This window comes from Cellulophaga baltica, from assembly GCF_900102165.1.
Taxonomy (GTDB): Bacteria; Bacteroidota; Bacteroidia; order Flavobacteriales; family Flavobacteriaceae; genus Cellulophaga; species Cellulophaga baltica.
This window is the reverse complement of the sequence record NZ_FNBD01000006.1, coordinates 133,256-146,602: the sequence shown is the minus strand read 5'-3', so window position 1 is coordinate 146,602 and position 13,347 is coordinate 133,256. Positions and strand designations below refer to the sequence as shown.

Here is a 13,347-nt window from a genome sequence, read left to right as displayed (position 1 = left end):
AATTTATATTGTAATTCATCGAAATACGGGTGTATTTTTTGTTAAGCTCGTTGATTGTGTCTATTTTAACGTTTTAAATTCTACAGCCATGCCTAAAATGATTACCCCAGTGCTTATTATCGATGGAGAACGTTTTCTTCCTAAATCTGGTTATAAGGTTTCTATAGAACAATCCATGGGTACCCACAGCTCTTTTAGTGTGGTTTTCCAAACCAATGCTACCGAAGGGTACGGCGGTACACTCATGAATAATTCTATTAATTATTCGGGTAAAAAAATATCTATAGGCGTTAATGATGGCGAATTAGAATATGTGGGAATTATTACTTCGGTAGCCTTACAAAAAGGGATTGGTGCCTCTGGAGCTATTGTACTTTCAGGACAGGGAGCTAGTATTTTACTCTCACGCTCCGTGCAATGTTTTAGCTATGAAGAAGGGTCTTCTTTTAGCCAAGTCGTGAGTGATACCTTTAATGGACATTCCACTGACCTTCTTAAAATGGAGATAGGAAGTGGAACTAACATCCGTTTGCCTTATACAGTACAATATAACGAATCAGATTTTTCTTTCTTACAACGTATGTGTGCACGTTATGGCGTTTGGATGTATGACAATGGGAGAACCTTTTGCGTAGGACGTACGGGAGACAAACAATTTAATGGGGTGTATGGTCAGGATATTCAAACCTTCGGACTCTCTACGACTCTGCAATCCCAAAATAGTGGCTTTACTTCTAAAGATTGGGTCAATGATAGCGACTTAGAATCGGTTTCCTCTTCTTACAGTGCACAAAGCGGACATATGTATGCTGGGCATGTAAAAAATGAATCTGAGGGTTTATTTGCTAAAAAAGAAAACTACTCTTGGAATCACAACCAGAATGAATATAGCGGACAACAAGGTTTAGACCATGTAGCAAAAGTAGATACCTTATCTAAAGCTGCGAATATGATTATTGCTAATGGATCTTCAGAGATTGTAGGTTTACGTGTGGGTGATAATTTAACCATTGAAGGCGTTAGTTTTTCTGATAAAACGCGTAGAGATGCGTTTGGATCTTATATGATTACCAAAGTAGCCCACCGTTTTGATCATAGTGGTAATTATGAAAATCATTTTGAAGGCGTACCGGAAGGTACAGAACACCCACATTACAGTGCGGTATTTGCTACTCCCTCCGCAGAAGAACAACGTGGGGTTGTACTAGACAATAATGATCCCGACGGATTAGGCCGTATAAAAGTACAGTTTGGTTGGCAACGCAGAATGGGCACCTCTACCCCATGGATAAAAATGAACACCCCATATGGCGGTAACGGTAAAGGCTTTTACTTTATTCCTGAACTGGACGAAGAAGTACTCGTAGGTTTTGAAAACAACAACCCAGAAAAACCCTATGTACTGAGTGCTGGTTATAATAGCAGTGCCAAAAGTGGTATGGCGGATGCCGATAATAATATAAAAGCTATCATGACCCGCAGTGGCCATATCATTGAACTAAATGATACCGATGGTGGTGAGATGATTACCATTAAGGATAAGAATAGTAATGTCTTCAAGATTAATACAGCTACTAATGATATTACGATTATTGCCAATAATAATATTGAGATTTCCGCATCAGAAAGGATGAGTCTAAGTGCTAAAAATATTGATATCAATGCTTCTGAGGAAATTAGAGTCAATTCTGGGACCAATTATATAACCCAAGTAAATGAAGATTTTTCTCTAAGTGCAAAAAACATAATGGAAATAGCAGATGAGAATAAAACATTATTGGCCAAAGAAATTTTAGAAAATGCGGACAAAATTCGCTTAGAAAGCTCAAAAGATTCTATCGAACTCGTAAGTGCTAAACGAGTTGATATACAAGGAAGCGAAAATGTAAAGTTATTTTAGAACAAAATGGCTCGTATTAATATGACTCCTGTTATAATATTTATATAATGATAGAACAGCTAATTTTCGGAGGCATCTATAACCAAAATAATAACTCAGATCTGTCTTATACTAAGGATTATGGAATAACCATAAAGTTTCATCAAAAAAAACAGCTTGATGAGATTAGATATAAGATGAATATTACTTGTTCAAAAAAGGCAGGAAGTTTGACATGGGAGGTTACACTAAATAAAACAGCATTATATGTGAACAACAAAATTCCCGACTTTTTAAAACCTAGGCTTGATTTAAAATTTGGCACTGGCGTCTTATATCCAATTACAGTAATGGTAAGTCCGTTCGGAACTATAAAAAATATTACGGGCACATCGTATAGTTCAATTATAGATCGCTTTAAATATTTTAAAGAAAAAACGCTTCAAGAAAATTCAGGCGACGCCATTTTAAATTATTTAAATACTTTAGAGAAAGGTATCAATACACAAAAAAAGCTTATCGATTATTTAATGTATGATTGGTTTTGGGCACTATATTTCAATCCCATATATAATAATACAACTAAGGAACTGTTACTGCCATTAAGAGCAAATGTTTCTGCAGTTTTCTACGAAGGTAAAATTGAAGAAAAAATATATTTAAGTTATTATAATACTAGACAACGTATTTTTAGCGGTAAAGTTTCTAATACTTATTTTGAGAAATATTCAAGTACCAAACGGCAAAATGCTGCCATCACATTATGTTATGATTTTGACCCAACAAATGGTGTTATTACCAATATTAGTTCTGATCAAGTTATTCTCGAAAATCAAAACATATTACAAAATATAGAAGTGAGCATTGATCAATTGTCCAAAAATGAAAATTAACTTAACCATATTAAAAATATCGAAATACATAAAAGTTTTATTTTAAAAAATGTAAAGCCTTTAAATCCATTTAAATGAGCACGAATAAACATTTAGTATGTCATAGCGCACAATGTAATTGTAATTTTGGAGATTTTCCAGATATTTTACAAGTGAAAACGCAGAAAAAACATTTTATAAATGATTCTGGTGGTTCGCAAAAGTTAATTGCGAGTACTATGGAATTGGGACAGCCATTTACGGCCAATACTTTTGGTCAATGTAAGTTGCAACCTACAGGTAGTAGTTTTAAACCTTGTCAACCAATTATAACGGCTTGGGACGGCTTTTATGACAAAGTCCAAATCATGGAAAATCAAGGGTATCCCCTATTAGAAGATAGTAAGGCAACTTGTGCCATTGCAGGCTCTCCATGTGTAAGTATTTTAACCCACGGACAAGTAGCAACCCCAAGTGCTAGTAATTTTGAAGAAACAGAAGAAGAACAGGCAATTACCCAACAAATGAACCCAGTACCTTCTAAATCTAAAGTAAAGACATTTAAGTTTCGCTTAATAAAATAACTACGAGGCAATTGCATGGGAAATCAATTCAAAAAAAATATGTTTTTGCACAATTCTTGGAGATTTTATAGTTCGATTAGCGCTTAAATAAAAATTAGTAATAACAATATAAATGAATAGTAAATAACTAATAATCCTAAAAACCTGAATAAGGTTTTGTGATTAATATTAAGCGTTAGGAAAATAAAGGTATTGTTATAAAAAATTGTCATAAACCAATGGTATGAAAGCATCAACAGCCCAAAATAATTTTGAAATAATTACTAGTTATCAAGACCAAGTTGTAGAAAACAACAAACTTCATCTCGATTTTGATAAAATTGAAAATGCTATCATACAATTAGAATTAGTAGTACAACATAAAGTTGATTCTTCTTTTTTTGAGGAAGTAGAATGGGTTATAATAGAGAATACTATTCGTGTAGATGAGTCTGATTATACTGGGGGGCGAAAAGCGGAACTAACCCTATCCAAGGAACAAGCCGGTGCGCATGACGCTCCTTCATTTCTAGAAATACAAGCTGTACTGCATCCAGAAAAAAAAGTTTTAGGTAAAGTAGAAATCTCATTGGTAGCTTCACCAACCATAACGGAGGCTTCTTGGTTTGAAACGGAAAAATTTCAAGCAATAAATGAAACAATTTTCAATACGATTGTTGGTATTGATATAGCAGGAGAAGCAATTACAGGAATTACTTTAGTCGCGGAAATATGTTTAGAATCTACCAATGAGGTTATAACCAGTTTTGAAGCTAAAAAAGACGTTTATCAGTACCAATGGCACGCCAAAAATATTATATTATTAAATGAAGAGAGAAAAGTTTATCTCCTTATTTCCTATATAGGACGAAATGGAAAACGAGTGATTTATAACGGAAAAAGTCAAAATAATCTCCTAACCATTAATGGAAATAGAAAAGTTAAAGAACCTATAACCGCTCCAAATGCATTGACGGCTGTAACCGTGGGTACAGAACTTTATTTTACTCAGCGCTATGAGCCTTGTAAGTATAAAACTATTTCCTATTCTTTTGCAGATCAAGATTCTGTAACCATTTTTGACGAAGATAGTGAACCTACAAACACACCCTACAGACAGCCTAATATAGCCATTCTGGTAGGTGCCCATAAAAAGCCCTTAGTAATTGAAGTAACTGGTCATGATGAAAATACCAAATGCTCTGCAGTAGAAAGAGGTAAAGAAGCACATTCTAAAAGAATTATCAATAAAGATGATGTTCTAGAAGATCACCTTATTAGCTATGAAGGAAACAAACTATCCTTCACCCCTTATTTTCCTTATAAATACCTAGATGAATATCATAGATTAAAGTCTTCAAAATACTTAGAATTCTTAGTGGATTATTTTATACCTCCTAAAGCAGAAGAAATTACTATTCCGGTAGAGACCTGTAGATATTCAAAAAACATAGGTGTTAAAATAGCCCCCGATGTATCTTGGTCCGCACACTTTCAAATGATGTTAAGCCCTTCTCAATTAGAGTCGGTACCAGAAGAGTTGCAAATTCTTGACAAAAAGGATATGTATTTTAGGGGTATACACAACATCAAGTTGCATAAAGGTATTGATGAATTGATCGAAAAATATAGACCGCAAATCGAAGATATAGGCAGTTATTTTATGCTACCCATTACTATGATTCCAAATTTGGGGGTTTTTAAATCTATAAACGAGTTCGTCATAAGTGTTATCTTAGACTATATTAAAAGTTTGGGTTCTTGTATGGCCGTAGGTGTTCATGCCTACTATAACGAAGAAGATGGTGATTGCCGTGAAATAGTTTCATACACAGAACGCTACCCGCAAATTGGTAATGTGATCTTTGGAGTTATCATCGTAATTTTTGTTATAGTAGATATCTTACTGCTTATTTTTTCTGGAGGTAGCTCTGCAGCCGCAAGAATAGGTATAAAGGTAAGCGCTAAAACGGTGAGTATGGCCAGAAAGATTCAAAAAGCCCAAGATATTTATAATACAATTGGAAATAAAACCGAACATAGCATATTTCAAATAGATATGCCAATAATTACGCACTCTATAGGTTATGGGTATAAAATATTCCCCGACGGAACTAGCGGCTATAATTACGAGTTAAAACTAAGCGCAAACCCTATTTTTGGTCTTACTGCCGAAGTACAAGGACATGCAGGAGACTATTTATTAGATATAACTGGAGTTAGCACCTTATTCTCCGCAGCACGATTTGGAGTAGGTTTTTGGGGGAAAATTTTAAGGTTAAAAAAATATAAAAAAAACATCCCACTTTCAAAACGAGTCTATCAGATGCAACGGAATAAAGACAAAAATATGGCTTCCAGTGCGTTGGACGCAACTTTGTCCTTAAATAAATCTGGCTTTCGTAAATTGATAACTCCAAATGATATTATTATAATTCTTAATGCAATGGAAGAAAACCTGTCCACCAAAGCTCAACAATATGCCCTAGAACTAGGACAATCACTGGAATACTCCATAAAAATAAGTGGAAAATATTCCGCTCAATTCATGGTAGATTTTAATATTCCGGATGATGGCGCTCCAATCTTAGAGATGAAAAACACCATGCCAAATGGTGAGGTAGTAACTACTAATAGTAATAATGAACAAAAATCTGTGTCTTTTAGTCGTAAAACAAATATACCTGTCTATGCTTTTGTAAAAGCGAGTAGTGAATTTACTTTTACGACCAATTGGATAGCTCCTTATGTACCAGAGTGGTTGGGTGCGGAGTTAAAGGAAACCGCAGTAAAAACAGAGATTGGAGTCGATGGCAAAGCGGAAGCCATGTTGCAAGGAGGTATTTCATTCGAACGAAAATATGGATTAGACAATGAAGGTGGACCCTTTAGCCAGGATTTTTTCAACTTTTCCGGTATTGCTGGAAATTATGATTATAATGTAAAAATTGATCGTAAGGGTAAAAAACGTTCCTCCTCAAAAAAAGAAAAAAAATCAGACATAGAACTAAAAGGAGGGAAACCAGATTTAATTATTTTAAAACCTCTTAATTTTCCAAGTAAAATTAACTATCTATTTAATCTTCAAGATATTAAAAAAGGACTCTAATTATGAAAAAAATAACCTTATTGCTCGTCATTGCCCTGTTGTCATGTAAACAGACAGCACCACAAACATCACAAGTAAATAAAACCCCAGAAGAAACTATGTTAGCAAGTAATGATATAAACGAACAAGAGATTAACTCAGAAAATATAGTAGCGGCCATTACCGCCAAAATAAAGCACTTTGATGAAGAACCTTTGTACTATCTAAGGATTGGAAAGGAAAATTGTATCATTGAAGTACTGGTGAACGATATGCCAGTGTATAAAAGCTATGAACTCTCAAATTTGGCAAGCCCTTTGCGAATAAATGGTTCAATCTTAAAATCAGGAACCCAAACCGTTACCGTACGTATGTACCCCGTGGGCGATTTGATCAAAGAAGAGTATGAATACGGGGAAACCATAACCCAATTGGGGGATGCCTCTAATGTAAGCATTAGGGTGATTCAACTAGACAAACAAGGAGCCATGGGCTTAAATGATGAAGTGGAACTATTGGAATACCAAAGCCCCACTACAGATGCCAATGGGGAAGTGTTTGCCGGTACCGGCCTTCCCTTTTACGAATATACTTTTGAGTTTTTTGCAAAAGTACCCTATGACCTTAGTGAAAACTCTTGGGGAGATGCTGCGGACCTTAGTACTGTAGACCAAGATGTTTTAGAGCATAAAATACTAGACTATTATAAAACCTTTTTAAAGGAATATAAAAGAGGCAATAAAGATTTTATTGCGCAAAAATATTACCAATCTTTTTACGTACAAGCGCAAGCCTACTATAAAAGTAAGGAAGAAATACAGGAAATGTGGGACGAAGAGTTGCAGTTACTTAACAACCCTACTGTTAAGCCTCAAGCTGTAAAGGATTATGAATTGGTCTTTTATGTACAGGGGGGGGTAGTCTTTTTGAGATTTAAGACCAAAGATGACCTGTTTTATAGGAATGAATGTGCAGGTATGGTAAAGGCAATTGAATACGGTGAAGAATATGAAACATTTTTCGGTCTCTACCTCTATGCTCCTAAAAAGGGGTTTACTAAAAAAGAGTTTACATTAATAATGTCTTAGCGTAAGATTTAAATTTTTCCGAACGCTGATGTTATTTTCAATTTCCCCTTACTAGTCACTTATTTATATCTACTGGCCAATAAAGCCCAGGAAACAACTACAAAAGCTATCTATTCAGATGGCTTTTTGTACTTTCAATAACACCATCTTAATTATAAAATAATGCTTATCCAATTTGTCAAAAAAATATTTCTGTACAAGAACTATTCTTAAAGAAAAATCAATAAATTGAGACTTTTATCGTTGTATTTCATTTAAAGCAACATCACCACATGATTTTTACCTATACTAAAATTGTAAAAAAAAATAAGCTGGATTATAGATTAAAGAATATTGCTGTTCAATTTAAAAAACATTTTGAACCGCTACCGAATATGACAACTCTTGTTAATAACTATATGTCTTATGAAATAAAGCTTCTAACGGTCATTTCCAAAAATAGGTCGGACTATAATGAAACAGTGCCCACCTCTCAAATCATGGCTACCAGAAAACAAATGAACCAGTGGGTTGGATATGCAGCCATGGCACTTAAAAACTACCAAGATTTTAAGTCTATTAATGCCGTTGCGCTATTACAACTTACCATAAATGAACACGCCAAACAGATTTCTGTTTATGTTGTTGATTATGAAGGGTCTATCGCTATTTTTCTAAGCAATAGTACAAAAGGTATTTTCGGGTTTAAAGCAGATGATTACCTAGAGGTTGCTAGGGAGAAGAAAAAAAATTTAGATTTAAGTAGCCTATTTTAAAAAAGTATGGAATCACAAGAAGAACTACGTGTCCGTTACTTTTTTGAGCGGGTAGAGAAATCATTAAAAAATAAGACTTATACGTTTAAACCTAAGCAGTATGGTTGTATAACATCAATAATAGCAATTTTACCATTACTGTTAATTTTAATAGTCGTAGTAACCTCTATTTTAAGTGGTATTACATTGCTTTTATTCTCTATTTCCATTATTCCCATTACAATTTTAAAATACGGGGTATACCTATTTCTTATAGCATTGGTTATAAGACATTTTCCTAGAAGAAAATACAAACCCGATCCCGCATTACAAGAAGAATTTAAGAGCGATATACTTCCCAGACTCACGAAATCTGTCTACCCTACTATTTCTTATCAGGAAAAATACAAAACCAACAATGCAGAATTAAAAGCCGCTAATTTTTTCAGCAAAGACTTTTGGCAAGAAGAAGGAAGGCTCTCAGGGGAAGACGCACTTAAAGGACGTTACAAAAACGTAGATTTTGAACTTACCGAACTTACGCATTATATAGAGGTGCTCTCCCAAAGAGGTTGGTTCATAAGTATACTCCTTGGCCTATTTATGATTATCAGTGAGACCTTCGCAGATGTATTATTCGGCATATTAGATACTATTGGGGGTAATGCCTTATCCAAATCAAAACAAAATTTTAGGGGCTTATTTTTATACGCCGATTTTCATAAAGATTTTAAAGGTGAAATCTTACTAAGAACGCGGCGTAAAAGTATTCTTGAGAAAATAACAGCACCAAATACTCAACTTGAAAAGATTACCCCGGAAAACGGTGCTGTAAACAAAAAGTACGAAGTATATACTACAAGCAAACAATTAGGGTACTATGCTTTATCGCCAACCATAATTGAAGCCATTGAAAAAATAACCAAAGAACTCAAAGCAGATATATCCTTAAAATTAAAGGATGGAAAATTATACATGATCATACCACTTGAGCATAATTTTTTCGAAATTTATAAAGTAAAGAATAACATCATAAAAGCTAATACCAAAAAAGATATACTTTGGGAATTACAATCTGTAAAGTACCTAATAGAAACCCTTAACCTAGAAACCCGCATCTGGTCAAAAATTTAATTTTATGTTCTCAAAAAAGAAAATCGCAATTATACCTATCATTCTATCACTACCTTCAAATTTTGATCTTCTGGCCTTAAAGAATTTCCTTTTGCCTATTTTAGAAGAAGAAAAAAGCAACACCTACAGTATTCGCTACCTCGATGATGTTTTGCGAATAGAAACCGATATAAGCGAAAAAAAAGGGGTTTTTACCTCCGATAGCATACATTTAGAACGCAAGGGGAATAAATTGATCGTTAATGCAAAACATAAAACATACGATTCGGACCAAGATGAAATGAAAGAGGAGCCTATGGCGTTAGAGGCCTATAAAAATCCAATAAAAGAAGCTATCTATTCCTATGTGAACTACAATTTTAACGAAGGTTTTCATTTAACTGATGCATTGATCCAAAGCCCATTTCTATGTAAATTAAGCGTATTGCAAAAAAACAGTATCCTCCAATTTTTACAAAGTAAAGAATCTGTTCTTGCTTGTTTGGAAATTCAAAATTGTAAAAGTGAAGATTTTGAGATCCCAAAAAAATGTGACACCTATCTCCTCGTTACATCTAAACGTACTTGTGTTTTTATAAGTAATCAGAAGGATATATTTGAAGACATTAGCAACCAAAAGTTGACTCACATTGCCAAAATTGGTAGAGATACTATTGTAGCGGAAAAATTTGAATGCCAAACGGAGTTGTTCAATGACAGTTTGTTTGAGGATTTACAGGAAATATTGAAACAGGTAGATGCTAATCGAATAGAAAAATTTAATGATCTTCTATTTTTAAAAAATCCAAAAAAAACAGAAGCTATTTCGCTTATAGAAAAAGGGTATCTAAAAGCTGCTGCCGAAACCAGAGCATTAAAACCTAGACTAAAACAAGTATTGGTGAACTCTTTTCTCCCAATGGAGAAAAAGGGCGATTTTGATGTAACAAAACTGAAATCATTTCTTGAATATATCAAGAATGAGCCTTCTACCGGACTCCTATTACTTCAGCTATTTGAAGATTGGAAGATTACAGATGAAATACAATATTCATTTTTAGAATTTCTATGGACATTAAAAATTGAAAATTCAATTCATATTACCCTTTGGGTAGAAGATGTAATCGCATCGGTCATTTCGGAAAAAAAGAAGTTTGAAAAAACAGTGTCACTACGAAAACAACACATAGATTTCCTAATAAGTACACAACAATACGAGCGCTCGATTCCATATTACGAATTCGTAATCGAAAATGGTTTAAACCCCGACATCTTAAGTCTTTTATCGGATAACAAAATAGATATTGTTAATGGTGAGGATGTGGAAGCAGAACATATTCTTTTTATAGAAGGAATAATAACAGCTAAGGAAAAAATTGGAATTTCTAGTTATCAGGAAAAATTAATGTTACTAAAGCTGCAGCCATTTCTTAGTAAAAGATGGGAAGTCGTTAATAATGACGAAAATGTTTCATATATAGAACAGCAAGTAATCCGTTTGTTTTCCGAACCAATATTCAATACTAATATTCAAGAAAACACCCCACAGACCAGCATGCCTATAAGTACTTCATTGTATGATTTGGTGGTACCGCCAAGTTTTGGAAAAGCATCCGGCTTTACATCACAATTAAGTTCAATGATAGCTTCGGTAGACTTGCCAGACCACGAAAAACTTATTGAATTTTCAGAAACTATAAACACCCACAATTACCCCCAAGTACTCCAAATAATTACAACCCTGTCCGAACAGCTTTCCATTTCCGTACCCAAATGTTATTTAGGAAGGGGCGAATATAGCGAGAGTATTATTGGTATAGAAAGTACTCCTAACTATATGATTATCGGCATCGATACGTTGTCTGAATCTTCTGCGCAATACCTTAACGAACAAGAATTACGTTTTGTGATTGCCACAGAATTAGCGCATGTATTGTTTAAACATACTCGTATAACCTCCCAAGACGTTTGGGTTGGTGCTCGAAAAAAAGGCACCAACTTAGCCGAGATAGCGTTAATTGCCCTACCAATAGTAGGTTCAATAGGGACCCTTGCAGGTAAGTTCACCGATATATCTAGATTTTCAAAGGTATTCAATAGTATGGAGCAAGTAAATAACGTAATAGATAAAGGTCAGAATGCACTGTCTTATGGTGAAAAAATTGCAGAAAAAATACCTAGTAAAGCCTCTGAAAAAGAACGAACTTTATTGGCGAGCTCCCGTTTAATGGAAATTTCGGCGGACAGGGTGGGATTGTTGGCTGTAAAAAATCTTGAAAGTGCGGTATGTGCGATTTTAAAATCACGAAAAGATTTTGAAAATATAAAGGAAGTGATCAAGCAAAAAGACCTAGTCGCTTACCTTAGTGAGAAAGACGACGATGGTAGTTTTAAAAATCAAGAGTTAACCATCCGTATAAAAACCTTGATCAGTTTTTATATGGATCATGAACCTTACTTTAAATAGCTCTGAAAACTGAGCCATATATCTAAGTTCTTCAAGATATAACAATGGAAGAACTGATATTTTGTAGTGTATTCTCCGTTCTAATAGTACCCAGATAAGAATAGTTCAATTTTTACCCGCTAGCGCTTGTTTGTAACAAGTGCCCTACAGCGTAAAAAACAACTACAAAAGCTATTCATCCAGATAGCTTTTGTTATTTTAAATAATCATTAAAAAGATAAATTTCATAATCTAGCCGCTGTATATTTTGTTTCTTTTCCTATAGTATTCTAGATAAACGTATGTACTAAACAAGATAATTTTTGTATCGTATTAACAACGCTATAGATTAGAAATAGTATATAAATAAGGTCTTTATGAAAGATTACAAAAACATCTAACATCAACAATATTAGTTTCTTAAAATTAGAAAAAAATAAAAGCTATTAGTTGCAGACGAATAAAAGTGGAGGATATATTTTCAGTATATTTAGTTTTTCAATGATAAGGATGAGATTATTAGACAAATTAGTACTACTAACTGTAGGTTTTATTACGTTTTTGGGCTGTGCGCAAAACAAAAACGACATGACAAAAAATTTTAATTTAGATCAATATATAGATAGAATTGCTTCTGAAGTTAAGCACTACCCAAAAGAACCTATGTATTATTTGCGTATTAACCAACTAAACTGTGTTTATCAAGTTTTAGTAAATGATAGACTTGTAGATGAAAATTACAGTTTGAGTCAATATGCAACAGCAATCGGAATAAATTCTTCCATTTTAAAGTCAGGTCCTCAAAAAATTACTTATAGGTTATATCCTATTGGGGATCTAATCAAGGAAGAATATGGCGAAGGTGAAACCGTAACTACTTTATTGGATAATACCGAAATTACTATAGAAGTGATTCGGGTAGATGATATAAACACCTATAAAAGTATTGTAGATGACGAAAAATTAATCCTGAGACACGAAAGCAAAAATGACAAAAACACTGATAAGTTTGTGGGTTCTGGTCTTCCTTATTATGAGTATACTTTTACATTTGATGCTCAAGTGCCTTATGAAATTGAAGGTTGGACAAATGCTATCGATCTACGAAAACTAGATCAAGAAAAATTAGAATTGGCTGTAGTAAATCACTACAAAAAAATGCAACAACTTTACAAAGCAAATGATGCGGCGAGTATCATGACTATGGAATATCCTATGTTTAGACGAGTAGCTATTACTGAATATCGAGATAGAACATATATAAAAGAAATGGTACAAGAACTTTATGAACCAATACAAATACCAAACAAAGATTATCAGCCTATTATTGATTACAAAGTTGAATATTTTGGAGACGGAAGAGTCATTTGCCTATGGCATCCTTCTATTTTTGAAAAACCAGATTTGGACCCCCGTTTAAGTAGAGAATCATCATTTTATTATATATACTTAACTGAAGATAATAAAAGAAGAGCTCGCTTTCAAGGAATACTTCTGTCTATTCCTAAAGACAAACACAAAAAGGGAGAGTTTAATTTTGAGTATGCACGTTAATATCTTTTGC

At 33.8% G+C, this 13,347-nt stretch carries 9 protein-coding genes; all 9 read left to right on the top strand.

Translation table 11 applies throughout. From position 1 onward, the window contains the following. The first annotated feature begins 88 nt into the window (after positions 1–88). The 9 genes from BLQ19_RS11810 to BLQ19_RS11770 all read left to right on the top strand — a co-directional run bounded on the left by BLQ19_RS11810 (position 89) and on the right by BLQ19_RS11770 (position 13,337). Complete coding sequence (locus tag BLQ19_RS11810) at positions 89–1,900, top strand: type VI secretion system Vgr family protein (protein WP_074538484.1); 1,812 nt, start codon at positions 89–91, stop codon at positions 1,898–1,900. A 47-nt stretch (positions 1,901–1,947) separates the two neighbouring features. Beyond that, complete coding sequence (locus tag BLQ19_RS11805) at positions 1,948–2,772, top strand: hypothetical protein (protein WP_074538483.1); 825 nt, start codon at positions 1,948–1,950, stop codon at positions 2,770–2,772. Between the two features lie 74 nt (positions 2,773–2,846). Further along, positions 2,847–3,335 (top strand): DUF4280 domain-containing protein, encoded by a 489-nt coding sequence (locus BLQ19_RS11800; protein WP_074538482.1) that lies wholly within the window; start codon positions 2,847–2,849, stop codon positions 3,333–3,335. 223 nt (positions 3,336–3,558) lie between these two features. Next, positions 3,559–6,423, top strand: a complete 2,865-nt coding sequence (locus BLQ19_RS11795; RefSeq protein ID WP_074538481.1) for a hypothetical protein — start codon at positions 3,559–3,561, stop codon at positions 6,421–6,423. Positions 6,424–6,425: 2 nt separating this feature from the next. Beyond that, a complete protein-coding gene (locus BLQ19_RS11790; RefSeq protein WP_074538480.1) occupies positions 6,426–7,490 on the top strand; it encodes a hypothetical protein in 1,065 nt (354 codons plus the stop codon). Positions 7,491–7,762: 272 nt separating this feature from the next. Next, positions 7,763–8,245 carry a LemA family protein gene (locus tag BLQ19_RS11785; RefSeq protein ID WP_074538479.1) on the top strand — a complete coding sequence of 161 codons (483 nt, stop codon included), beginning with the start codon at positions 7,763–7,765 and terminating at the stop codon, positions 8,243–8,245. A gap of 6 nt (positions 8,246–8,251) precedes the next feature. Continuing rightward, a complete protein-coding gene (locus tag BLQ19_RS21045) occupies positions 8,252–9,358 on the top strand; it encodes a DUF3137 domain-containing protein (protein WP_074538478.1) in 1,107 nt (368 codons plus the stop codon). Positions 9,359–9,362: 4 nt separating this feature from the next. Beyond that, positions 9,363–11,804 carry a M48 family metalloprotease gene (locus BLQ19_RS11775; protein ID WP_074538477.1) on the top strand — a complete coding sequence of 814 codons (2,442 nt, stop codon included), beginning with the start codon at positions 9,363–9,365 and terminating at the stop codon, positions 11,802–11,804. A 567-nt stretch (positions 11,805–12,371) separates the two neighbouring features. Further along, positions 12,372–13,337, top strand: coding sequence for a hypothetical protein (locus BLQ19_RS11770; protein WP_139150252.1), 966 nt, complete (start codon positions 12,372–12,374; stop codon positions 13,335–13,337). The last annotated feature ends 10 nt before the right edge of the window (positions 13,338–13,347 follow it).